The organism is Streptomyces sp. NPDC088246 (assembly GCF_044741025.1).
GTDB lineage: Bacteria > Actinomycetota > Actinomycetes > Streptomycetales > Streptomycetaceae > Streptomyces.
Map to the genome: position 1 here is coordinate 21905 of NZ_JBIURV010000018.1, position 23264 is coordinate 45168.

At 69.0% G+C, this 23264-nt stretch carries 19 protein-coding genes and 2 pseudogenes; 11 read left to right on the plus strand and 10 right to left on the minus strand.

What is annotated here, in order from left to right:
* Positions 1-22: 22 nt before the first annotated feature.
* Positions 23-550 (plus strand): DoxX family protein, encoded by a 528-nt coding sequence (locus ACIPEK_RS24155; RefSeq protein ID WP_401999921.1) that lies wholly within the window; start codon positions 23-25, stop codon positions 548-550.
* 62 nt (positions 551-612) lie between these two features.
* Here the strand turns inward: ACIPEK_RS24155 and ACIPEK_RS24160 are convergent, their stop codons facing one another.
* Positions 613-2229: a chitobiase/beta-hexosaminidase C-terminal domain-containing protein gene (locus tag ACIPEK_RS24160; RefSeq protein WP_401999563.1), complete on the minus strand. Its 1617-nt coding sequence runs from the start codon at positions 2227-2229 to the stop codon at positions 613-615.
* Between the two features lie 327 nt (positions 2230-2556).
* Between ACIPEK_RS24160 and ACIPEK_RS24165 the strand changes: the two genes are divergently transcribed.
* The gene (locus ACIPEK_RS24165) at positions 2557-2703 is read left to right on the plus strand and encodes a hypothetical protein (RefSeq protein WP_401999566.1); all 147 of its coding nucleotides are present in this window, start codon (positions 2557-2559) and stop codon (positions 2701-2703) included.
* A gap of 791 nt (positions 2704-3494) precedes the next feature.
* On the plus strand, positions 3495-4025 hold the full coding sequence (locus tag ACIPEK_RS24170) for a transglycosylase SLT domain-containing protein (RefSeq protein WP_401999569.1): 531 nt from the start codon (positions 3495-3497) through the stop codon (positions 4023-4025).
* 146 nt (positions 4026-4171) lie between these two features.
* Here the strand turns inward: ACIPEK_RS24170 and ACIPEK_RS24175 are convergent, their stop codons facing one another.
* Complete coding sequence (locus tag ACIPEK_RS24175) at positions 4172-4378, minus strand: hypothetical protein (RefSeq protein WP_401999572.1); 207 nt, start codon at positions 4376-4378, stop codon at positions 4172-4174.
* Between the two features lie 223 nt (positions 4379-4601).
* On the opposite strand from ACIPEK_RS24175, the gene ACIPEK_RS24180 reads away from it, so the two are divergent.
* From ACIPEK_RS24180 to ACIPEK_RS24190, 3 genes and pseudogenes are all read left to right on the plus strand, one after another.
* On the plus strand, positions 4602-8516 hold the full coding sequence (locus tag ACIPEK_RS24180) for a metallophosphoesterase (protein ID WP_401999575.1): 3915 nt from the start codon (positions 4602-4604) through the stop codon (positions 8514-8516).
* Positions 8517-8633: 117 nt separating this feature from the next.
* Positions 8634-9830, plus strand: a complete 1197-nt coding sequence (locus ACIPEK_RS24185; protein WP_401999578.1) for a HupE/UreJ family protein — start codon at positions 8634-8636, stop codon at positions 9828-9830.
* A gap of 64 nt (positions 9831-9894) precedes the next feature.
* Positions 9895-10144, plus strand: a pseudogene (locus ACIPEK_RS24190) (leucine zipper domain-containing protein); the annotation flags it as partial.
* 89 nt (positions 10145-10233) lie between these two features.
* On the opposite strand, the gene ACIPEK_RS24195 reads toward ACIPEK_RS24190, so the two are convergent.
* The 8 genes from ACIPEK_RS24195 to ACIPEK_RS24230 all read right to left on the minus strand — a co-directional run bounded on the left by ACIPEK_RS24195 (position 10234) and on the right by ACIPEK_RS24230 (position 18160).
* On the minus strand, positions 10234-10998 hold the full coding sequence (locus ACIPEK_RS24195; protein WP_401999581.1) for an ABC transporter ATP-binding protein: 765 nt from the start codon (positions 10996-10998) through the stop codon (positions 10234-10236).
* Positions 10995-11795 carry an ATP-binding cassette domain-containing protein gene (locus ACIPEK_RS24200; RefSeq protein WP_401999584.1) on the minus strand — a complete coding sequence of 267 codons (801 nt, stop codon included), beginning with the start codon at positions 11793-11795 and terminating at the stop codon, positions 10995-10997. The genes ACIPEK_RS24195 and ACIPEK_RS24200 overlap by 4 nt, the downstream gene beginning before the upstream one ends.
* Positions 11792-12619, minus strand: coding sequence for an ABC transporter permease (locus ACIPEK_RS24205; RefSeq protein WP_383080464.1), 828 nt, complete (start codon positions 12617-12619; stop codon positions 11792-11794). Before ACIPEK_RS24205 ends, ACIPEK_RS24200 begins: the two co-directional genes overlap by 4 nt.
* Positions 12616-13581 (minus strand): ABC transporter permease, encoded by a 966-nt coding sequence (locus ACIPEK_RS24210; protein WP_383080461.1) that lies wholly within the window; start codon positions 13579-13581, stop codon positions 12616-12618. Before ACIPEK_RS24210 ends, ACIPEK_RS24205 begins: the two co-directional genes overlap by 4 nt.
* A complete protein-coding gene (locus tag ACIPEK_RS24215) occupies positions 13581-15098 on the minus strand; it encodes an ABC transporter substrate-binding protein (RefSeq protein WP_401999589.1) in 1518 nt (505 codons plus the stop codon). Before ACIPEK_RS24215 ends, ACIPEK_RS24210 begins: the two co-directional genes overlap by 1 nt.
* 47 nt (positions 15099-15145) lie before the next feature.
* On the minus strand, positions 15146-15886 hold the full coding sequence (locus tag ACIPEK_RS24220; RefSeq protein ID WP_401999592.1) for a DUF1684 domain-containing protein: 741 nt from the start codon (positions 15884-15886) through the stop codon (positions 15146-15148).
* 355 nt (positions 15887-16241) lie between these two features.
* Positions 16242-16841, minus strand: coding sequence for a pyridoxal-phosphate dependent enzyme (locus tag ACIPEK_RS24225; protein WP_401999924.1), 600 nt, complete (start codon positions 16839-16841; stop codon positions 16242-16244).
* Between the two features lie 620 nt (positions 16842-17461).
* Positions 17462-18160, minus strand: coding sequence for an HAD family hydrolase (locus ACIPEK_RS24230; protein WP_401999595.1), 699 nt, complete (start codon positions 18158-18160; stop codon positions 17462-17464).
* Positions 18161-18709: 549 nt separating this feature from the next.
* On the opposite strand from ACIPEK_RS24230, the gene ACIPEK_RS24235 reads away from it, so the two are divergent.
* From ACIPEK_RS24235 to ACIPEK_RS24255, 5 genes and pseudogenes are all read left to right on the plus strand, one after another.
* Positions 18710-19384, plus strand: a complete 675-nt coding sequence (locus tag ACIPEK_RS24235; protein WP_383080447.1) for a ScbR family autoregulator-binding transcription factor — start codon at positions 18710-18712, stop codon at positions 19382-19384.
* Positions 19381-19662 (plus strand): hypothetical protein, encoded by a 282-nt coding sequence (locus ACIPEK_RS24240; RefSeq protein WP_401999598.1) that lies wholly within the window; start codon positions 19381-19383, stop codon positions 19660-19662. Before ACIPEK_RS24235 ends, ACIPEK_RS24240 begins: the two co-directional genes overlap by 4 nt.
* A pseudogene (locus ACIPEK_RS24245) lies at positions 19580-19804 on the plus strand (DUF4265 domain-containing protein); the annotation flags it as partial. The gene ACIPEK_RS24240 and the pseudogene ACIPEK_RS24245, both read left to right, overlap by 83 nt.
* 146 nt (positions 19805-19950) lie before the next feature.
* Positions 19951-20388 (plus strand): hypothetical protein, encoded by a 438-nt coding sequence (locus tag ACIPEK_RS24250; protein WP_401999601.1) that lies wholly within the window; start codon positions 19951-19953, stop codon positions 20386-20388.
* Complete coding sequence (locus ACIPEK_RS24255) at positions 20385-23252, plus strand: tetratricopeptide repeat protein (protein ID WP_401999604.1); 2868 nt, start codon at positions 20385-20387, stop codon at positions 23250-23252. Before ACIPEK_RS24250 ends, ACIPEK_RS24255 begins: the two co-directional genes overlap by 4 nt.
* Positions 23253-23264 lie beyond the last annotated feature (12 nt).

Sequence of the window (23264 nt, forward strand, 5' to 3'; positions counted from 1 at the left end):
CCGAACCCTTGCGGAGACCCTCATGGCCTGCCTCGACCGGCGTGACCTCGGCCTTCTCGTCCTGCGCGTCGGTACCGGCGCGGTACTGGCCGCGCACGGCACCCAGAAGCTGGCCGGCTGGTTCGGCGGTGGAGGCATCGAAGGAACCACCGCCGCGATGGAGGCCATGGGCTTCCATCCGCCCAAGCACAGCGCGGTCGCCGCCGGTCTCGGTGAGGCGGCCGGCGGCGCACTCCTGGCCCTCGGCCTCGCCACCCCGGCGGCCGGTGCGGCCGCGGCCGGGACGATGGCGGGCGCCGTGGCCGTCCACGCACCCGCCGGATTCTTCGCACAGGGCGGCGGCTACGAGTACCCGGCCTTCCTCGGCTTCACCGCCGCGGCGATCGGCCTGATCGGCCCCGGCCGGTACTCCCTCGACCATGCCACCCGGCATGCCTTCAACCAGCCATGGATGGTTGCCCTTGCCTTCGCGGGCAGCGCGGCCGCGGCGGCAGCCGTCGTCGGCAGGCGCGCCAAGGGCCGGGCCGCGGTCGACCCCGACGCGACCTGACCACCCGGCAGGACAGGGACCGGACGGCACCCCAGGGAGGGAGCCGCCCGGTCCCGGCAGCGTTACTTGCCGAACGTAAGCGACACGGCCGGGGAGGCGTTCCCGTACGCGTCGACGGCGACGACCCGTGCCACGTACCGGCCGCCCTCGACCGCGCCCGTCACCGGGATGTCGAGGGTGTTCGGCCGGGGCATGAAGTAGAAGTCCGAGAGGACCTTGGACGAGACGACCGAGGCGCCCGCCGAAGCGTCGGTGATGTCGACGTTGTAGTGGTGCACCATCTGGTCGTCCTCGGCCTGGGCGATCCGCAGAGCCGTGCCGCCCTTCACGTCGTGCACCCGGGACAGCGGCTCACGCGTGGTGAACTTCGGCGCCACGGTGTTGCGTTCGGCGTCCGTGTAGCGGAAGTTGTCCTTGATCTGCCGGCTGGTCGAACCCTTCAGACGCACGGTCCAGGTGGGACCGCTCAGGGTGCCCGCGCTGGCGTACGGCGGCTGCCAGTTCGCCGACCACTGGCCGCCGGTGTAGATGTCGTGCTTGTCCGCGGCCATGTTCACCCGCGCGATCTCCGTACGGTCCTTGTAGACCTCGACGAAGAGCGCCTGCGCGGTCGGCGACTCGAAGCGGTCGGCGAGGCCGTCCTCGGTGACCATCTGGTAGCCGTGATCGATCTCGACGTAACTCATGGAACCGTCGTTGACCGAAGTGAAGTCGCGCTGGTGGATCGAGCGGTCGTCGTTGATGTTCAGGTGCGAGTGGCCGGAGAAGAGGATGGCCTGCGGGAAGGCGCTCAGATCCTCCGCCAGTCGCGGGTTGGAAGCCTGCTGGCCGTCCATGGTGGTTCCGGTGGTGGGCCGGTGCCCCTGGACCAGGACCGGCTTGCCCGCGTAGGCCGGATCGGCGCTGATCGCGGCGAGCCGCTCCTTCAGCCAAGTGCGCTGGGCCGTGCTGGAGTTGTACGTCTCGGTGTTGACCGTGAGGATGTGCAGGCCCTTCACCTCGGACTCGTAGTAGCCGCCGCCCGAGTCGGGGAACCACGCCTTCGGGTATCCGGCCCGTATCGCGGCGAGGCTCGCGTCGTGGTTGCCGTTGGAGATCAGCAACTGGGTGCCGGTCATGCCCTTGCGGGCGAGGTTGGCCTGGAAGATCTCGGAGACGATTCTGTGGTTGGGACCCTTGCCGTCCCCGTTGTCGTTGATCATGTCGCCGTTGGACAGGATCGCGTCCGGCTCGGGAAAGATCGACCCGATGGTGTCGAAGAAGCTCTCGTACTTCTTGTCGGCGCTCGCATGGCTGCCGACGTGCACATCGGACATGACGACCAGGCGGGCCAGTGGCTTCTCCCGGGACTTGATCAGATAGCCGTACGACACCGGGACGCTGCTCTGCCCGCCGCGGAAGGCGGCCGCCGTGACATTGGTGTCCTTCTTGATCCGCAGCGGACGGCCGGGGGAGTAGACGCGACTGTCACGGGTCGGGGTCGTGCCGTCCAGCGTGTAGCGGACGGTGGTCCCGCGCTCGGCCCGGAACTTCAGCTCGACCGAGTGTTCGTACCGCCCGCCCGGCACGCTCACGCCGGGTGCGGACGGGGCGTGGGCGGCGGGGGTCTGGGCTTGCGCGACGGTCGGGGAGACGAGCGCGACGGACGTCGCGGCGATCACGAGAGGGGTGAGTCTCACGGGGGTCCCTGTTCTCTGGCCCGGGAATTCTGGTCCGGGAGCTGCGGTTCGGCTGTGTAACGAGTGCATAACCGGTCTGAACCAAAGACGTTAGGTGCCGCGCGTCAGGCTGTGGTGCGACCTGGCCGACTTCCCGGTGAAGCGATCATGAATGTCTGGTCGGGGTCGCTCGGGCGTCATCTCGTCCCGCGGCGGTCGGCTCCCTCGGTGTCTGTTCCGGGCGGCCGGGTTCGGTGTTCGAGGTGGCGCGGGCACGGTCCGCGCTTTCGCCCCGCAGGATTGCCGCCTACGCTCTCCGCGACATGCGCACACCACCTGGGAGTACGTGTGACGGGTTGGACCGGCCGCACCGCCGTCGAGATCGCCGATGCCGTACGGCACGGTGATGTGATGCCTCATCAGGTCGTTGTCGCGCACCTGGAACGGCTGCGCCCCTGGCTCCGTCTCGCGCACATGGACGCACTCACCCGGTGAGCCGGCGAGGACGATCCGCGGTGCCGTGCGAAGTGCTCCTCGGGAGCGACGATCCTCATGGCGCCAAGGCCCTGTTCGGAGCAGGTCCTCGATGGTGATGTGCATTTTGCGTACGCGTCGGCCGTGGCGTGGCGGATCGCGTTGGCGAGGGCCTGCTTGTCCGAGAGATAGCGCTCGAAGCCGTAGGCGGTGACGGCGTCCGAGCGGGCCGTTCGGCGGCGCCGACGGCACCCGTGATGCCGAGGCCCGGATGCGCCACCTCGACAGCGAGCGTTGATCCTTGCGGTGCCGCCCTTGTCCCCGTGGGGCGGCGCCGCACCTCTCGTTGTCGTACCGGCGGCCCCGCCGACGTCGCACCCAGCTCGACCTCGCGGCCGCAACCAGGTCTCGGGCCGCACGGAACCGGTAAGTCCGCGACCAATACCTGGTCCGGGTCCCGGCCGATCGGACGCCTCGCTGTCCTGCTCACCCCCCGTCGTGACCGCCGATTTGGCGCCGCGGATGTGATGCCACCCATAGGAGCTGTGTCACATCCGAAGGCGGGTAGTAGGGCCGAGGGCCGTCCGAACAGCATGGAAGCGCCACAGAACATGTCATTTCGGACATTTCTCCGAAGTTGGGTAGTACGTCACATCATTGCGCCCCGCCCCGCACGTCGCTAACCATGGCTGTCGTTGCGGGAAGCCGCGACAGGGCCGGGTGGATTCCTTCGGATCCGTTCGCTCCGCCCCGCAAGCCACCGCAACCGGTCGGCAACACCGTGACGTCCCCCATTGGAGAGTTCCTTCCGTATGACCACGAACACGCAGACCCGCACCAGCCGCATCGCCCGCTTCCGCACCATGTCCGTCGCCGGCATCGCCACCCTCGGTGCCGCGGCCGCCGCCCTCACGCTGACGTCGACATCCGCGCAGGCAGCCGAGAAGGCACCGGCGAGCGCCTCCGTGGTCAAGGCTTCCGCGGACATCGCCCGCAGCGCACCGACCGGCGGCAAGGGCTACGCCAACAACCTCGACGGCTGGATCAAGGAGTCGCTGGCCATCATGAAGGCCAAGGGCATCCCCGGCAGCTACGAGGGCCTGCACCGCAACATCATGCGCGAGTCGAGCGGCAACCCCCACGCCCAGAACAACTGGGACGTCAACGCGCGCAACGGCATACCCTCCAAGGGCCTGCTCCAGGTCATCCAGCCGACCTTCAACGCCTACCACGTCGCCGGCACCGCCCACGACCTCACCAACCCCGTCGCCAACATCACCGCGGCCGCCAACTACGCCGCCCACCGCTACGGGTCGATCGACAACGTCAACTCCGCCTACTGAGCCACAGACTCAGCCCCCGCACCGCAAGCCAGGACCGGCACAGGCAGCAGCACCGCTGCCCATGCCGGTCCTTCGGCGACTGGTGCGGCAGACCGCCCGGCGGGGTTGTGAGCGTCGCAAGGTCATCCTGCCGGCGGACAGGACATTCACGTCGAAGTACTGACGCCACGCCTCGTCACTGATCTCCAGGGCAGGGGCCGCCCGAAGATGCCCAGATTGTTGACAAGGATGGCGACGTCCGGAGCCGCCTCGGTGACTTGCCGGGCGCCGTCGTCGGTGGTGATGTCGCCGGGCGCGGCGATGAAGGCGTCACGGTCCGTCTCCTGTCGCAGTCTGTCGATGGCATCGTCCACGGACTGCCGAAGGCCGTGGCCGTGGACGGGGATCCTTCCGCTGATGGTTCACGGGTGATTCACCTCCGTTCACCTGCGCTGCTCAGGATTCGCCATGGGCATGTCGTACATCTTCACGGCCTGCCCTTTACCTTGCAGCGATCAGGAAGGACGGCTGCTGATGCGGCCAGCAGAGCGGCGAACACGGCCGGGTGGCAGATCGGGTGGACGACGACTCGCGGGGGTGGCTCTCACCGCGCTGCTCCTCGTGAGCGGCAACCTGACGACGGCGTACGCCGATACCGGTTCCAAGCAGCGCGCACCTGGGCAGAGCGGGTCGGCGGGCGGCACGAGTCTGCCGGTCCTCACCCCGGGCGACGGGGCGTATCTGGAGGGCACGGAGAAGGCCGCGGCCACGCCGACGCTGGCCGGTGATTCCGTGACGGGGCTCGCGGTCGACGGGAAGGCGATCGACGCCGAGCGGACGGTCGGGGTGTCCCGGCTCAGCTTCGACGTCGGGTCGAACTCGACGGAGGCCCGCTACCACAACCACGTGCTGGTCAACGGCGCGTACCGGGCCGACATCGGCGACCTCGTCAACGAGCGGGGCACGGTCGAGATCCCGAACCAGCACCTGGTCAAGGGCGAGAACAAGATCGAGATCCTGGCCGGCACGGTCGACAGCTCGTGCGGCACCAATTACGACGACTTCGTGCTGTCCGACATCAGTCTGGACCTGCTCGGCGAGGTCGCGGACGGCGAGGAGAACGAGTACACGTACTCCTTCGGCGACGGCAGCTGCGGTTCCAACACCTCGCTGCTGACGAAGGCCACGCTCAGCTTCTTCGTACTGGGCGACCCGCAGGGCACCACCGGCCTCCAAGCCGACCTGGACACCACGAAGTTCGCCAACGGCGAGCACGCACTCACCGCGAGGACCGTCTCGGGCAAGACTGTCAAGAACACCGTGACGGTGAACAACGCCCCGGCGGGCGCTCCCCGGCTGCTGCCCAAGGACGGCACGCTGGTGAAGGGCCGGCAGCCGGTGTTCGCGAACTTCCCGGCGGGCGCCGACGGCGACGTCGAGTCGCTGACAGTGGACGGTGACACGCCCGTCACCGATCCGCACCTCGGCAACGGCGCGGCGACCTTCTCCTTCGACGTCGGGTCGGACTCGATCGACGACCGGAACGACAACTACCTGCTCGTCAACGGCAAGCGCATCGACCTGGGCGGCACCTGGGTGAATCAGCGGGTCGACATGGCGATCCCGGCGCGCCACCTGGTGCCCGGTGACAACACCATCACGGTCGTCACCAGTCCGTACAAGGAGAGCTGCGGCAACAACCGCGACGACTTCGACATCGCGCGGCTCGCCCTCACCCTCGACGGCGCGACCGTCACGGGCCAGGACATCGCGGACTCGTACGCCCTGGGCGACGGCACCTGCGGCGACAGCGACACCCGCCTGCGCGAGGTGGAACTCCACTACACGATCGACGCCCCGGCCGTGCGAGTCTCCGACACCCTCGGATCCGGCACCGCGACCCTCGGCTTCACCGTGGGAAGCAACTCGATCGAGGCCCGCTATCAGAACCACGTCCTGGTGAACGGCCAGAAGCACGTGCTCGACAGCGACTTCGTCAGTCAGCACGTCGGCCTGACTTTCCCGAACGAGTGGCTGGTCCCCGGCTGGAACACGGTCGACTTCGTCACCGGTACGTTTCCGACCTCGTGCGGTGACAACCGTGACGACTTCGCCGTCTCCGACATCACCCTCACCCCGGCGAACGGCACCGCCACCGGCCGCATGGTCAAGGGCTCGTACAGCTTCGGCGACGGCAACTGCGGCGACAACGTCAACCCGCTGACCGAGATCGACCTCGAGTTCTTCGTCGAGGGTCCGGCCCAGGGCCTCCGCGCCGACCTCGACACCACGAAGATCGACGACGGAAAGCACACCCTGGCCGCGACTTCGAAGACCGGCAGGACCGCGACCCGCGTCCTGGTCACCGACAACTCGGCGCCCCAGGTTTCTGCCAGCACCCCCGCCACCGGCCAGAGGATCACCGCGTCGGTCGTCCTCGACGTCCGGCTGGGGGACCTCTCCGGCGTGGTGGACGGCCCGGACGTGAAGCTCGACGGCAAACCGATCCAGCCCGGCGCCTTTGTGGGCCCCGGTCTGTCCGCCGGCGAGCACACGCTGTCGGTGTCCGGCACCGACGGCGTCGGCAACAGCGGCACCCGCGAGGTGAAGTTCACCTCCGCCGGCATTCCGGACAGCCCGGCCGACCTCACTCCGAAGTCCGGCACGACCGACGCGGACAGCAATGTCACACTGTCGGCGAAGGTGGCCGAGCCCGACGGCGGCACGGTGAGCGCCACCTTCTCCGAGGCCGAGATCCTCACCCCCAACCAGGTGTACGAAGGCACGGCCGAGTCCGTTCCCACGACGCTCAAGGTCAAGGGCGAGAAGAAGGTGAAAGCCGACGGCCTCGCACCCGCCGACGGCAGGACGCTCGACGCGCCGGCCGCCGAGGACGTCACGTACCAGCGGTTCGACGTCCAGGTGAAGGGCCATGTCGACGCGCCGGTGTTGCGCTGGGAGGGCGTCATCGACCCCGAGCGGCTCGCCGCGCTGCGTGTGTGGAACACCGGGACGAAGCAGTGGGATGTCCTGACCAGCGCCCGCGGAGCCGCCGACGGCGACACCGTCCTGACTGCCGTCGTCGACCGGAAATACGTCGACCGGCAGCAGGTCCACGTCTTGGTGACCGGCGAGGACCCGTTCGCCGACGACATCGACGCCGGCGACCCGAACGGGTTCGCCGACCCCGACTCGTACGACTTCTCGATCGTCCACTACACCGACACGCAGTACCTCTCCGAGGGCGCGGTGGAGCGGGAGACGCCCGAGGAGCGCGCGGTCTGGGAGAAGGCGTACGGCGACGTCTCGCGCTGGATCGCGGACAACAAGGACAAACGCAAGATCGCGTACGTCGCCCATACCGGCGACATCATCGAGAACAACATCCGCAAGCCCGCCGACGAAGCCACCCGGCGCCAGGTCACCGGCGAGCTGGAGGTGTCCTCGAAGCAGCAGAAGATCCTGGACGACGCGGGTGTGCCGAACGGTGTGATCGCGGGCAACCACGACAACCAGTCCGGCACCGAGAGCGGTCCGGACGCGATCTACAACCAGTACTACGGGCCCGAGCGCTACCAGGCGCTCTCGAAGGGCTGGGAGCACGCCGAGTACGGAGGCCCCTGGCGCCAGGGCGACAACCAGAACCACTACGACCTGTTCTCCGCCGGCGGCCTCGACTTCGTCGTGGTCGGCCTGTCCTACGGGGTGACGCGCGAGGAAGCCGAATGGGCCGACTCCGTCTTCAAACGCTACCCCGACCGCAACGGCATCCTGCTCTCGCACGACTACCTCGCCCCGAGCAGCAGCCCCGACGGACGCGGCGCCAAGTTCTCCGCGCCGGACGGCTCGATGCTGTACAAGACGGTGGTCCAGGACAACCCCAACGTGTTCCTGATCCTCGCCGGTCATGAGCACGGCGTCGGCACCAACGTGAAGCCGAAGGTCGGCGAGGTCGGTCACGACGTCGTCGAGCTGCTCGCGGACTACCAGTTCTACACGGTGTCCGCGGACCGGCTCGGGCTCACCGAGATCGGCGGCTACCGGCCCGACGACCAGCTGCAGTTCGGCGCGAGCTTCTTCCGCATGCTCCAGTTCGACGTCGACCGGTCCGAGCTGACCGTGGACACCTACTCCCCACTGCTGGACGAGTTCGGCGCCACCGAGTACGACACGAACCACCGTTACGACGGCACCGAGGACAACATGGTCCTCCCGATCGACCTCAGCAGCCGCAAGACGACCTTCAAGACCGACTCGCTGGCGCTCTACAACCCCGTGAGCGTCATCGGGAAGACCAAGGCCGGCTCCGGTGAGGTCGCCTCGGTGACCTGGAAGGGGCTCAAGCCCGGCACGACCCACGCGTGGTTCGTCACGGCGCGCTCCACCGGCGGCGGTGTGACGGCCTCCGCGCTGAGCGCCTTCGTGACCAAGGACGCCCATGGCCGGCCCGGCACCTGGGGACCGGACGTACCCGCCTACCCGTGGTTCACGTCGTCCGCCGACCGGCGGTGACCGGTTGACCCGTCGGTAGCACCTGTGCGGCACCCACGCCCGCCGTCCCGGACCCGAGCGGTCCGGGACGGCGGGCCCACCACTGCCCGGCCCCTGACAACGAGAACCGAGACCTCCATGCGTCCCGCCCCCTTGCCCCTGCCGGCGCCCCTGCCCTCCTCCTGGCCGGCCCGGCTCCGGCCGCGCCGGCTGACCGCAGCGCTCCTCACCACCGTCGCGGCCCTGGTGGCCGTGCTCGCCGCCGGCCTCGCCCTCCCGGCCCCCGCCGCCGCGCACGACGCGACCTCAACCGCATACGTCGAGGTGGAGGGCACCGGAGCCCGCGTCGAGGCGACCCTCGACCTCGAATACGACCTGCTCATGAAGTCGGCCTGGCTGTACGCCGAGGCGTACGAGGCGAAGGACCGCGCGGAGCAACTGCACCAGCTCGACACCCATGCCGAAGCGGTGACGGAATACGTCACCGGACGCTTCGCCGTCACCCGCGACGGCACCTCCTGCACACCCCGCCTCGTCGGCGACGCGGACGTCCGCACCCGCGGCACCCGGCCGTTCGCCGTCCTCACCCTGGCCTACGACTGCGCGGGCGGCGCCGACGGCACGTACACCGTCTCCAGCGCCCTGTTCCCCGACTCGGAGAGCTTCGTCCACAGCACGGAGACGATCGTGCACTACGACATCGACGGGCAGCGGGGCTCCCAGGTACTGACGGCCGCCGAACCGGCCCTGGAGACCGGCGGACACCACGAGTCGCACCAGATCGTGGAGTTCTTCCTGCTCGGCACCGAACACCTGCTGTTCGGCCCGGACCACATCCTCTTCCTGCTGTCGCTGCTCATCGGCGCCCGCGGCCTGCGCGACATCGTCCTCACGGCGACCGCCTTCACGGCCGCGCACAGCGTCACGTTCCTGCTGGCGGCCACGGGCGTGGTGGACGTGCCGGGATCCGTCGTGGAGCCGGTCATCGCGGCCTCCATCGCCGTCGTGGCGCTCGCGGGCGTCGTCCTGCGCGACCGGGAGGGGACCGGACGCTGGCGGCTGCCGGCCGTCTTCCTGTTCGGCCTCGTCCACGGTCTGGGCTTCGCGGGCGCGCTCGGCATCGACGAGAGCTGGTCCTGGGAGCTGCTGCTGTCGCTGCTGAGCTTCAACGTCGGCATCGAGACGGTGCAGTTGGGCATCATTGCCGCAGTGTTCCCGCTGCTGGCCCTCCTTCGCCGGACCCCCGCACACCGCTGGGCCCTGCCCGCGATGACCGCGCCCATCGTGATCGTCAGTCTGTACTGGTTCTGGGACCGGGTAGCAGTCGCGGCGTGACCTGGGCGTATTGATCACGGGCGTCGTTGACACCGATGGGCCCTGAACATGGCGAAGGCCTCCGATGCGGTGGAGCCGTCCAACACACCGCACGGAGGCCTTCGTGTCCCGCCGCATTTCCCGTGCGACCGTTCATGGCAGACGGCTTCCGTCGACCGCGTGGGTTCCGGCCGGCCCGTTGCGCATGTCGCTGCCGAGATGGCATCTCGCATGCCACAGCCCATACACGGGTCCGCCGGTGGCGGGCCGAAGGTGACGAGGGCCCGCACGATCGCTCGATCCGGGCCCGCAGAACACCGCACGGCGCGACGGCAAGAAACTCGCCGAACGCCGGCCGCGCCGCGTGCTCGATACGGACCCGGACATCGAAGTGATCGAGTCGTCGGAGGCATGCATTCACCGGTCAGGCGGGCAGTCGGGGCACGCTTTCGACGAGGCGACGCGTGTACGGGTGCGTGGGAGCGCCCAGCACCTGTGCGGTCTCGCCCTGTTCAACGATGTGGCCGCTCTCCAGGACGGCGGTGCGTTCGCACAGCGAGGCGACCACCGACAGGTCGTGGGAGACCATGACGAGAGTCAGGCCCTGCTCCTGCTTCAACTCGTTGAGCAGGTCGACGACCTTGACGCGAGTAGTGACGTCGAGTGCGCTGACGGGCTCGTCGGCGAGCAGCACTCGCGGGTCGCACACGGTCGCGCGGGCAATCGCGATGCGCTGGCGCTGGCCGCCGGAGAACTCGTGCGGATAGCGCTCAGCGGCGTCGGCCGGGAGTCCGACCCGCTCCAGGGCGTCGGCCACCTTGGGCCCGGCCGTGCTCCGGCTGTCGATGCCGAGGGAGCGCAGTGGTTCGGACACGATGCTGCCGACGCGCTGACGCGGGTCCAGCGACGAGTACGGGTCCTGGAAGACGCACTGCACACTGCGCCTGAAACGCCGCATCTGCTCGCTGTTGCGCGGTTTCAGCTCCTCGCCGTCGAACCGGACGGTGCCGGTGGTTGCCCGGGCGAGCCCGAGCAGCAGCCGCAGCAGAGTCGTCTTGCCCGCGCCCGATTCGCCGACGAGAGCGAGGCTCTGCCCGGTCTCGACGGTGAGGGAGATGTCCTCGACGACGGGCGCGGCGTGTCCTCGGTAGCTGAAGGAGGCTCCGTTCAGCTCCAGTACGGGGGTCATTGCGCGCTCCTCATGTCCAGAGCTGATTCCAGCTGCCGCGCGCTTGCCACCAGCGCCTTGGTGTACTCCTCACGCGGGGTGCGCACGATCTCGCGAACGTCGCCCTCCTCGACGGCGCGGCCGTCCTTCATGACCAGAACGCGGTCGGTGACCTTCGAGACGACCGCGAGGTCGTGGCTGACGAAGAGGACGGCCATGTCCCGTTCCCGTACGAGGGTGTCGAGCAGGTCGAGCATGTCGGACTGCACAGTGACGTCGAGGGCGGTGGTCGGCTCGTCCGCGATGAGCAGTTTCGGGTCGCAGGCCAGTGCCATGGCGAGTGCGACGCGCTGCCGCTGTCCGCCGGAGATTTCGTGCGGGAAGGCGCGGGCGATGCGGTCGGGCTCCGGCAGCCGCACTTGCTCCAGCGCTGCTACGACAGCCCGCTTCAGTTCGGCGCCCTTCAGCCCTCGCCTTCTGTTCAGCGGTTCGGAGATCTGCCTGCCGACGCGCATCAGCGGGTCGAGCGCGGTGAGTGGCTCCTGGAAGACGATGGCGGCGTCCTGGCCGCGCACACCCGTGAGCTGTTTCTCGCTCGCGCCCACGATCTGGGTGCCGGCGAGCTCGGCGCTGCCGGTGGCCGTCATGCCGTCGGGCAGCAGGCCGAGCACGGCGAGGGTGGTCAGCGACTTCCCGGAGCCCGACTCTCCGATGAGGCCCAGGCGTTCGCCGGGGGCCATGGTCAGCGAGAGGCGGTCGACGAGGACGCGCCCGTCAGTCGTACGGATCGTGAGGTCGCGTACGTCGAGAATGTTCATGCGCGCCTCCGCCGGGCCGCAGGGTCGAGGGTGTCGCGCAGTCCGTCGGCGACGAGGTTCACGCCGATGACGAGCAGGACGAGAAGGATGCCGGGGGCCAGCGCGCCCGCCGGGGCCGTGGTGAAGGTGGCCTGCGCCTCCTGGAGCATGCGGCCCCACGAGGCGTTGGGCGGCGGCGCTCCCAGACCCAGGTAGGACAGGCCGGCCTCGGCCAGCACCGCGAGCCCGAACTGGAGGGCCAGGTTCACCGCGAGCGTCGGCCAGATGTTGGGCAGCACGTGCCCGGCCACGATCCGCGGCCACGACGTTCCCGAGGTGCGCGCGGCCGTGATGTAGTCCTGTGCCAGGACCCGCTTGACCAGGATCCGCACCAGCCGTGCCACGACCGCGCTCTGCGCGAGGCCGATCGCCAGCACGGCGGAGCCCAGCGTGGCCGAGCGGGCGGCGACGATGAGCATGGCCAGCAGCAGCGTCGGGAAGGCGATCAGGATGTCGAGGAACGCGGAGAGCGTGTCGTCGAGCCACCCCTGCGCGAACGCGGCCAGCACACCCAGCGTGCCACCGAGGGCGGCCGCGATGAGGACCGATCCCAGGCCCGCTTCGAAGGCGATACGGGAGCCGGTCATCAGCTGGGTGAACAGATCGCGGCCGAGCTTGTCGGTGCCGAGGAAGTGGCCCGCACCGGGGCCCGTGAGCCGTCCGCCGGACGTGTCGTCGGCGGCGTACGGGAGCCAGAAGAGCGAGACCAGCGCAAGCACCGCGATCAGGCCGGCCAGGACGCATCCGACGGTCAATGTGTACGAGCGCTTCGTCGACTGCTTCATCGGGCACCTCCAGAGAGCCTGCCGCGCAGCCGCGGATCGATGATCCGCTGTGCGAAGTCGGCCGCGAAGCCGATGATCAGTACCGTGAGCGTGGAGACGAACAGCACGCCCTGGATCACCGGATAGTCGTGCTGCGCGATGCCGGTCGCGAGCAGGGAACCGAGGCCCGGTAGCGCATAGACGGACTCCACGACCACCGCGCCCAGCAGCGTGGACGCCAGCTCGATGCCGAGGATCGAGATCACCGGTACGGAGGCGTTGCGCAGCCCGTGCCGCCACATCGCCCGTCCGAACGACGAGCCCATGGCTCGCGCGGTGCGCAGGTAGTCGCTGCCCAGTACGTCGAGTGCGGCCGATCTGACGTAGCGGATCAGCGAAGCGCTCATCACGAGCGCGATGGTGATGACGGGCAGAGCGAGTGAGCGGATCGCCTCGGTCGGCTGTGACCAGCCGTCCTGCGGGAAGCCGCCCGCGGGAAGCCAGCCGGCGTTCAGGGCGAAGACGGCTATGAGGATCATGCCGAGCCAGAACACGGGGACGGCGATGCCCAGTTGGGACACTCCGTTGAGCAGTGCGCCGTACCAGGTCCGGCGCCGGTGTGCGGCCACGAAGCCGACCGGAACGGCGATGAGCACCGCCAGGACGAACGCGGCCAGGGTGAGCGGGATGGTGACATTCAGCCGAGAGGCGATCTCGGGCCCGACCGGCAGCGAGCTGACGAACGACGTACCGAGGTCGCCGCTCGCCAACTGCCCGATCCAGTGGATGAACTGCTCGGGCAGCGGCTTGTCGGAGCCTATGGAGTGCCGTGCCGCCGCGATCTGCTCGGGGCTGGCGCCCACTGAGGTGAGCGCGTTGGCGGGGTCGCCCGGCAGCATCCGCAGCAGCGCGAACAGGACCACGCTCGCGAGCGCCAGCGACACCAGCAGGAAGGCGAGACGGCGCAGGAGATACCGGCCCATCAGCCCTTCTTGATGTCGTAGGCGAAGAACTGGGAGTTGAGGCCATTGACCGGGTAGCCGGAGAGCTTGCTGCCCGCCACGACGATCTGCGGGTACAGGTAGAGCCAGTCGCTGGCCGCGTCCTCGGCGGTCTTGCGGTTGACCTTCTTCAGGAGTTCGGTCTGCTCGGAGGTGCTGGACGCCTGCTCGGCCTCCTCGACCCACTGGGTGACCTGCTTGTTGTCGTAGCCCCAGTAGAAGTCGGGGTTGCCGTACCAGACCAGGTCGCGGTCATTGACGTGTTCCTGGAGCGTGGCCGTGAAGTCGTGGTTCTTGTAGACCTTCGTGTACCACTCGTCCGGCGTGATCGTGTTGATCTTGACGGTGATGCCGACCTTGGCGAGCTGCGACTTGATGAAGGTCGCGGCGGTCGGGTGCGGGTCGTAGTTCGGGGTGTCGAGGGTGAAGCTGAAGCCGTTCTCGTATCCGGCTTCGGCGAGCAGCTTCTTGGCACGCGCGGTGTCATACGCGTTGACCTCGGTGAGATCCTCGTACCACGGGTCGGTGGGCGGCACCATGGAGCCGATGGGCTTGCCGTAGCCGCCCCAGACCGACTCCAGCAGCTTCTTGTCGTCGATGGCGGCGGAGACGGCCTGGCGGACCTTGACGTCCGTGAAAGGCTTGGCCTTGTCGTTGAAGGCGAGCAGCAGCTTGGTCGTCGAGTTGCCGTCGTTGACCTTGTAGTTCTGGTTGCTCTTGAACTGGTCGAGGGCGTCGGGCGACTGCTCGCTCGTGACGACATCCACTGCGTTGGTCAGCAGCGCGTTGTTCAGCGCCGTGGCGTCCTTGTAGTAGTGGAAGACGACCTGCTTGTTGCTGGCCGCGTCACCCCAGTAGCCGGCGAAGCGGTCGAGGCTGAGGGCGGAGCCGCGGGTCCACTTGCCCAGCGTGTACGGGCCGGTGCCGTCCTCGGTCGTCTTGAGGCCCTCCGCGTCGGAGTTGATGATCCACACGTAGGAGAGGTTGTAGACGAAGGAGATCGACTTCTTCGACAGCTGGACCTGCACCGTGCGCGGATCAGGCGTCTCGACGGATTTGATGACCTCGAGATTGCTCTTGCGCGCGGACTGCGAGTCCTTCGCGATCACCTTTTCGAGGCTGTACTTGACGTCCTGGCTGGTGAGCTTCTTGCCGCTGTGGAACTTCACGCCGTCGCGCAGGGTGAAGGTGTACGTGAGTCCGTCGCCGCTGACCTTGTAGTCCTGGGCGAGCAGATTCTCGACCTTGCCGTCGTCGGTGAGCTTGAACAGCCCTTCGTACACGTTGCCGTTGAGCGCCTCGGTGACGCCCTGGCCGCCGCCTGCGGTGTTGTCGAGATTCTGCGGCTCGTAGAGCGAACCGATGTTGACTGTGGCGTTCTTGTCGTGCCCCCCTCCGGCGGCGCCGCCCGCGTTGGAGCCCCCGCCGCAGGCTGTGAGGGTCAGGGCGAGGGCGGCGGCGGTGGCTCCGCCGTACAGGGAAGTCTTCTTGATGCTCATGAGGAGTACGCGCTTTCGTGCTGCGAGGCGGGGGAGTGCGGGGTTGATCAGTGCTGCGCGGGGAAGCCGTCGCGGAAGACGGGTCGCTTCTCTCCGGCCTCCACGGGCAGGTGGAAACGGTTCTGCCGCGGCGGCATCGGACAGTTGTACTGGTCGGAGAATCCGCAGGGCGGCACGAAGGCACGGTTGAAGTCGAGCAGGACGCGGCCCTCGCCGGTGTGGGTGACGAAGAGGAAGCGTCCGGCACCGTAGGTGACGTCGCCGTTGGTGGGGTCGCCGAAGACGAGCAGCAGGGTGCCGTCGTCGTCGAAGGCGCTCAGTGTGTACTCCCGGCCGTCCAGGGTGAGCTCGATGTCGCCCGGCACGACGAGGTCACGGGTGCCGCCGTTGTCCCGGATGTGCTCGAACCCGACGCGCCTGGCGCCCGGCACCGGGGTGTACGACGCCTCCAGCACCCAGGCCGGGTCGTACGGGAAGACATCGGTGCGATCGAAGTTCTGGATCGCGGGGGACTGCGCGTCCCAGAAGCGGAGACCGTACTCGGGCTCGCCGGTGACGAAGTCGGTGCGCTCCACTGTGGTGACAGTCACAGAATCCGGCTGTCCGGAACGGGCCGCATCGAGGTCGGGGCGCTCACCGGTCGGGGCCCAGCGGGTCTCGACGAGGGCGAGATTCCCGGCGGCCGAGGTGACAGAGCGCCGCCGCTCGGCGCGCCACGCCTCCCAGTCCCCGGCGGGGTCGGTCGGCTGGTCGGGGGCTACGGCGGCGTGGGACACGGCATTACTCATTCATGTAGACGTTCGTCGCTGCCACGCCTCGAATGTCACGCTGCGTGAACTTCAACCCAAAGGACCTTCTTTATCTTTCATAAGGCGAGCTAATGTCAAATTTGGCTGAATAGTGAGACCGGGGCGGAGCCGGTGGCCCGAGTCGGCTGCAGGTGTCCAGCCGGCAGCACTCGGCCGAGCCGTGTGAATACCGGGCCGCGGCCTGCGCCGGAGGGGCGGTGGAGAGAGCCTGCTCAGTTCGGACCCGGATCCCGAGCGGGCGCCCACCCCCGCGGGGAGTCCGCAGTCGGTACCGGCCGTGCGGGCTTCTGCCCGGCCCGCCGGGCGCTCGCCCTCCTTCGTGTGCGGACGGAGCTCAGCCGGTGGAGCACAGGAGGCCGGCCATGGTTCCACCGGAGCCGACCGCGACGACGACAGTTGCCAGGTCGGGTGCCTGGACGAGGAGTTCACGCCCGCACTCGGCGTAATCGCACGCGCCGACCACGCTGGAACCACCGAAGGGGATCAACGCGGGGACGGCGCCGTGCCGCCGCAGTTGCTCTGCCACGTGCTCGGCAGTGGAGCCGAGCGCCTTGCCGTCGACATCACCTGCCCACACGACCGTGGCACCGAAGGGACCGTCGAGTGCGAGGTTGCCGGATGCCGAGGATCCGGGCGCGCCGGCCGGCACGAGGACGACGTCGAGTCCCAGCCGGGCGCCGGCAGCGGCGGTCAGGCGCGCGTGATTGCTTTGTGGTGCACCGGAGGTCACGAGGGCCGTGGCGGCGGCGGCGAGCGCTGCACCGCAGGTCCACTCGAGTTTGCGTACCTTCCGTTGCGGGTGGCCTGTCCAGCGACCGGGACGTTGTCCTGGACGAAGAGCCGCTGGCTGCCGCAGATGCTCTCGCCGACCGGAAGGACCGGACTGCCGCTCGCGGGCGTGCCCGTTGCGATCACTGTTTCCGCCGCCGCCCAGGCCGGTGAGGTCGTCACGTTTGACCCACAGGTCGCCGGGCCGAGACCAATGGCCCGAGCCAGCCGTGGCATGGGCTCGAGAGGCGTCGGCCAGGTTCCGAGTACTGCTTGCCGCGAGGTACGGCGCTGTCCGAGGTCATTGCCACCACACTTCGCCTGCGCTGTCGTCGTGTGTGTCTTCGGGGCATGCTGCCACGGCGGCAACCGCGCCGACGCCGGACGCGTTCGACGTCGGCGCCTACGGCTCATGCACTCTCAGGTCGAGCGAAACGGATGGCTTGGATCCGTTCGCCCGAGCCGAAGTCACTGCCGTGAGGCCTGCTCGTGCCTGCGGGGCCGGACGGAGGGTCCGCACGCCGCCTCGGGACAACTCCCTCTTGTCCGGCGCGGCGGCCGTCCGGCGTGCATGGCGGCGGTGAGGTCATCGGCGTGACGGAACCTCAGCAGCCGCACGCGTACATCTGGATCGCGGGTGCGTCGGCGGCGCAAGGCTACCGGGTCCCGGTGCGAGCGCCAGGTCGAATGGTCGCCCAGTGTTCGCACCGGTGCATCCACGCACGTGCGGACTGATACCGGTGGGCGGCGAGCGTGCGCCCAGATCTCGACGAGGTGCCCGGCACCTCATTCGCGGGGTGGCCCTGCCACGGCGATCCGGGTGTTGGCCCAGGCCACCAGCTTCGGGTCACCCAGGGTGCTCACCCATAAGTCGACCCGGTCCGCACCCCGACCGGCAGGGCGGGGGCCGGCCCCCAGTACGCGCAGGCCGGCGCTTCGCGCCGAGTCGATACCGGTGACGGAGTCCTCCACCGCCAGCGCGTCCTGCGGCTGCACGCCGCAGAGATCTGCCGCGGCGGCATAGAGGTCCGGATGGGGCTTGGGCCGCAACGTGCCGCCCGCGACGACGATATGGCCGAAGTGGCCCAGCAGTCCGGCCCGGTCCAGGCTGGACTTCACCATGTCCAGGGGGCAGTTGCTGGCAACCGCGAGTGGCAGATGACGGGCGGCCAGACGGACCAGCGCTGCCGCGCCCGGCATGGTGACGGGGTCTGCGGCGACCAACGCCGTGAAGTGCTGGAGAAGCGAATGGGTCATATCGCCGGCGAGGTCAGGTTTTCCGGTCACCTCGGCCATGAGGCTGCCGCACTCGGTGTAGTGCACCCCCTTGGCTCGCTCGGCGAATCCGGCCGGGGGCTTGAGGCCGAACTCTCTGAAGACTCTGTTGCGTGCGTCCTGCCAGTGGCGTTCGGTGTCCATCAGGGTTCCGTCGCAATCGAAGACGATAGCGGCCGGGGACCAGTCAAGGATGCGATGAGCTGTCATTTCTCTGCCGTTCTCGGAGAGTGTGCCGACCCCGTTCTGTCGCCGGGTCGTGAGATGTCGGACTGCGGGAGAGATGCACTCGACTGTTCAGCCTGGGATGCCGAACGGCCTTTCTTGACCGCGCGCGAAGGGGGTTGATTCTTCTGCGTGGGGCCAGCCGCTCCGGACATCGTCCGTCTCATGAGTCGAGCCCGAAAACATCGTGGTCGCTACGTTAATTTTGTCCGAAGAGGTACGCAATCACTCCTTCGGGTGTTTGACGGCAGGCCAGTCGCAGGCTAGACGCGAGGGGCGGGGTGGCCGGAGGGTGACTGCGGTGCGCCGAGAGACCGCTCAACTGCACTGCGGAGCAGGTGAGTTGAAGTAAACCGTGCCGTAGCGGACGCATGGGGGCGGTCCGGTTCGCGGAGTCATCGGGGTGAGGTCGCAAATTTCACCGATGTCACCCACATGCACGCACGGTCGAAGAATAATAAAAGCTCCGTGGCCAGTGGCGCAGTGCCGCCAATACGCGGGCGCACCACCCCCTGCGTCAAACGCATTGCATGAATGAACGAAGGTGGAACATACGTGCAAGACAGGGCGAGAGCGACCCGGAGATCCCTACTGGAAGCCGCAGCGCAGCTCTTTGTCGAACAGGGATACGCAGGCACCAGCATCAACGACATAAGTGGCCGCTCGGGGAAGACCAGTGGAGCCATCTACTTTCACTACTCCAGCAAGGAAAAGCTCGCCCTCGCCGTCGTCAGTGAACAGTTCGCCGCATGGCCGCAATTGGCCCAGCACTACACGGCCCCTGGCGTCCCGCCGCTCGAGAAGCTCGTCGCTCTGAGCTTTGAAATCGCCAGAGTCCTGCGCGAGGACGTCGTAGCCCGCGCCGGCGCCCGCCTGTGGGCCGAGCGCCGGGGCATCGACGCGCCCGTGCCCGCACCGTTCGCCGCCTGGACCGCGGCCGTCACGAGGCTTCTGGCCGAGGCCCGGTCCAGGGGCGAACTTGCTGAGGGGATCGAGCCGTCGGGTACCGCCACGACACTCGTGTGCGCGCTCTTCGGTCTGTACAGCCTCACCGACGAGGTGGCGAGGGAGCAGGAACTCGGGTCCCGGCTCGACCAGTGGTGGCTCCTGGTCCTGAACGCGCTGCAGGCCCGCCCCGACCCCGCCGCCCTGATCGCGCGAGCGCGAGCACGGTTTCCCATGAACGGCCCGCCTGCCCGGGCCGAGTGACAGTCCGGCGTCCAGCGGGTACCGGCCACGGTGACCGGCTCGTCCAGGGTGACCGCGGCCACTTCGCCTGCCACACGCAGGCCGGGTTCCCCGGCAGGACTGCCCATGAGCTCGTGCTGCAGGACGGTTCACTGTCGCTGCCGGACGTCTCGACGCTGTCCCTCGACGCCGAGCTCGTCTTCCTCGCCTCTGCGGATCCGCTGCCGGCCCCTACCACCCTGCCGACGAAGCCCACCATGTCGCCTCGTCGTTCCAGCTGGCGGGCTTCACCCATGTGATCGCCACCACTGGACTGTCGGGCGAGTCAGTTCCTCCGGCAACTGCACGATTCGAGTTGTACCCGCCCCTTCCGACCCCCTGGGCCGCAGCCCCCGGGCGGTGCATCAGCGCCTTTCGGTGTTCGGGCTCGGAGGCGAGGTCTTCAGTAAGGGCTTTCCGGCGGAGACCGAGGCCCCGTCGTGGCGGCGCAGGAGAGGAAACGGGGCTGGCCGGTGCGGAATTGGATCAAAAGGAGGGGACAATGTCCGTGCAGGGCAACGTCGTTGGGTCACGGGGAGAGGGACAAAATGCTGGAGGATCTTATTCTGGTCGGGGGAACCACGGTCGTCGCGGCCATGGCCACCGACTCATGGACGGTCGCGCGAGGCGGAGTCGCACGGCTGTTCCGCCGCCGCGGAGAGGACCAACAGACCGCCATCGAGGCCCAGCTCGACAACAACGAGGCCCTCGTCGCGAGGGCCGACGACGCCGAGCGGGCACGTCAGAGCCTGCTCCCCGTGTGGATGCTGGAGCTGGAATCGCTCCTGGGCGAGTACCCGGACGCCGCGGACGAACTGCGTGAGCTGACCGAGGAGATCAAGAAGCGGTTGCCCGAGACACGGCAGCCCCAGGTGCAGAACAACGTGGCCAAGGACAACGGACAGGTCTTCGCGGCTCTGGGCGGCAATGTCATCGTGCACCCGGCGCCTCCTGGACAGATGGGAGGCGCCGGAGCCGCCCAGTGAGTCGGCCCGGAGCCGGGCCACGGCAGACGGTCCGCGTCGACGGCGGGTTCGGCTACGGCGTCATCGGCGCCGACCTGCACGTCTTCCCCGACCGGGGCCCGGTCTACCTGCTCTCCCGGTATCGACCTGCTCCGGGCCCGGCCCCCGCCCTCTCACTCGGGGAGAGGGGCACGGCCGGACCCGCCTCCCAGCCCAGTCGGCTCCTCAACGCCCGCTTCCAGGTCGTGGATTTCACGGGTCGGGCCGAGGAGCGGGCGGAGCTGGCCGCATGGCGGGACGGTGACGGTCCACGCACCGCCCTCTGGCTGCACGGAGCCGGCGGCCAGGGCAAGACCCGGTTGGCTGCGCAGTTTGCGGCCGACAGCGCGTCAATGGGCTGGAAGGTCGTCTCGGCCACCCACGGCGCCGGCACGATCCACCCGCACCCGGGAAGCCAGGACCTGCGGCTCGATGGCGCTGCGGGACTCCTCCTGGTCGTCGACTACGCCGACCGCTGGCCCCTCTCCCATCTGACCTGGCTGTTCAGTAACAAGCTGCTGGACGGACCCCTGCCGACCCGACTGCTGTTGCTGGCCCGGTCCATCGCCCCCTGGCCCGCCGTGCGCTCCGCGCTGGAGGACACCGGGACGGAGACGGGCGCCCTCGCACTGCGACCGCTCGATGAGCGCCGCGGTGGACTCGACGCCCGCCCAGCCATGTTCACCGTCGCCCGCAACTGCTTCGCCGCCCACTACGGTCTCGCCGACCCGAACGCCATCGCCGTACCCGGCTATCTGGACCGGTCGGACTTCGGCCTGGTTCTGGCGCTGCACATGGCCGCGCTGGTGGCCGTCGACGCCCACGTCCGCGGCGGCAGCCCGCCGAAGGACATGGCGGGCCTGTCCGCATATCTGCTCGACCGCGAACGCAGGCACTGGACCCGGCTCCACGAACTCCGCCTGGAGGGCCTGGAGTACGAGACCCCGCCCGGCGCCATGAGCCAGGTGGTCTTCACCGCCGCGCTCACCGGCGCGACCACGCACCACGACGGCACGACCCTGCTCGGTGGCCTCGGCATGGAGCGCCCCGCGCGGCTCCTGGCCGATCACGCCACTTGCTATCCGCCCGAGGAGCCCGGCGTGGTCCTCGAACCCCTCTACCCCGACCGGCTCGCCGAGGACTTCCTCGCCCTGGCCCTCCCCGGCCACGACACGACCGGCTACCCCACGGCTCCCTGGGCGCCGGATTTCATCGGCACGCTCGTCGCCCGCGACCCGGACGGCTCGCCGCCTGCTCATCTGGCCCGTGCCCTGACCTTCCTGGCCTCCACGGCGGCACCGCACCGCTGGCCGCACGCCGCCCGGTACCTGGAAACCCTGCTGCGCACGGACCCAACCCTGGCCGTCGCCGCCGGCGGCGCGGCCCTGACGGCACTGGCCGCGGTCGACCTCGACACCGAGGTCCTGGAGGCGGTCGACGCGCACTTCCCCCACCGCGGACAGGCAGATCTCGATGCCGGTATCGCCGCCGTCACCGAGCGCCTCGCCGAACGCCACCTCTCCACCACCCAGGACTCCTCGGCGCACGCCCGGCTGTACCAGAACCTCGGGTTCCGGCTGGTGAGGGCGGGCCATCAGGAGGACGCCGTGGCCGCGGCCGAGAAGGCGGTCGCTCTCTTGCGGAAGCTCGCCGCCGTTGACGCTGCCACGCATGAGCCGACGCTCGCCATGGCCCTGGCCCAGCTGAGCGAGCGTGCTCATTCGGCAGACCGCACGGAGGCGAGCCGACACGCTGCCGAAGAGGCCGTTGGTCTCTTTCGAAGACTGGCGGCCACCGACCCCACAGCGCACGAACCCGGCCTCGCCCTGTCGCTTTCCCACCTCGGCGTGACCCTGTCCGAGGCCCGGGACCCCGAAGCGGCCCTCGCCGCGACCCAACGGGCCATGGGAATCTTCCAGCGGCTGGCGGCCACCGACCCCGAGACCTACGGGCCGGGCCTGGCCGTGACCCTGATCAACGAGGCCGTTCTGTGCCGGCAGCAGCGTCGCTGGTCGGACGCCCGGACAGCTGCCGAACGGGCGGTCGCGCTCATCCGGCACCTGGTGGCTGCCGGACCCGCAGTTTCCACGTCCGAGCTCAACCGGTCCGTCGCGGTCGACGAGTCCGACCTGGCGACGGCCCTGTCCATTCTTGGGCTGATGCTGTGGGGCGCACGCCGTCGCGACGATTCCCTGGCCGCCCTGCGGGAGGCGGCGGACATCAGATGCCGGCTGGCGACGGCCAACCCCACCGCCCATGAACACGCTCTGGCCGATGACCTCTCCTCCCTCGGCATCTACCTCGCGCAGAGTGGCCGTGCCGAGGAGGCGCTGGCCGTGACGGCGCAGAGCGTGGAGGTCTACCAGCGCCTCGCGTCGCAGAACTCCGGGGCGTTCGAGAGGCCACTGCGCAAGGCGTACGAGGCATACCAGACCCTCCGTGAGCGGCTGAGCGGAACTGCCCGTGAAACCGACAGGACTTGGACGCTGGATGAGCACTATGTGGCGCTCCTCAACCAGGACGAGGTCTGGCAGGACGCCCAGGACCGCCGCCATCGCCTGGACGACATGGACCCCCGCTACAGCGGCAACGTGCTGCGGTTCCTGCTCCGGCAGGCCGATGTCCTCTTCGAGGGGCTGGTGCACGGGCTCGGCGCCTCCCCGGAGTCGCTCGGCCGATGGGCCGGCGAGACTGCCGAGACCTGGCTCGCCCGGCAGCCGCTCGCCGTCGCCCTGCGCCGCCGCTCGGAGGGTAAGCCGGCCCGACCGGCACTCTGCTATTGCGGGTACGCCATTCAGCCCGAGTGGAATCATGATCATTGCTATCCCGGCATCATCGTCGACTGAACAGCGCTGCCG

Coding starts and splice junctions, on each gene's coding strand:
- ACIPEK_RS24155 (WP_401999921.1), top strand. CDS start 23: ATGGCCTGCCTCGACCGGCGTGACCTCGGCCTTCTCGTCCTGCGCGTC.
- ACIPEK_RS24170 (WP_401999569.1), top strand. CDS start 3,495: ATGACCACGAACACGCAGACCCGCACCAGCCGCATCGCCCGCTTCCGC.
- ACIPEK_RS24185 (WP_401999578.1), top strand. CDS start 8,634: ATGCGTCCCGCCCCCTTGCCCCTGCCGGCGCCCCTGCCCTCCTCCTGG.
- ACIPEK_RS24195 (WP_401999581.1), bottom strand. CDS start 10,998: ATGACCCCCGTACTGGAGCTGAACGGAGCCTCCTTCAGCTACCGAGGA.
- ACIPEK_RS24200 (WP_401999584.1), bottom strand. CDS start 11,795: ATGAACATTCTCGACGTACGCGACCTCACGATCCGTACGACTGACGGG.
- ACIPEK_RS24205 (WP_383080464.1), bottom strand. CDS start 12,619: ATGAAGCAGTCGACGAAGCGCTCGTACACATTGACCGTCGGATGCGTC.
- ACIPEK_RS24210 (WP_383080461.1), bottom strand. CDS start 13,581: ATGGGCCGGTATCTCCTGCGCCGTCTCGCCTTCCTGCTGGTGTCGCTG.
- ACIPEK_RS24215 (WP_401999589.1), bottom strand. CDS start 15,098: ATGAGCATCAAGAAGACTTCCCTGTACGGCGGAGCCACCGCCGCCGCC.
- ACIPEK_RS24220 (WP_401999592.1), bottom strand. CDS start 15,886: ATGAGTAATGCCGTGTCCCACGCCGCCGTAGCCCCCGACCAGCCGACC.
- ACIPEK_RS24230 (WP_401999595.1), bottom strand. CDS start 18,160: ATGACAGCTCATCGCATCCTTGACTGGTCCCCGGCCGCTATCGTCTTC.
- ACIPEK_RS24235 (WP_383080447.1), top strand. CDS start 18,710: ATGAACGAAGGTGGAACATACGTGCAAGACAGGGCGAGAGCGACCCGG.
- ACIPEK_RS24250 (WP_401999601.1), top strand. CDS start 19,951: ATGCTGGAGGATCTTATTCTGGTCGGGGGAACCACGGTCGTCGCGGCC.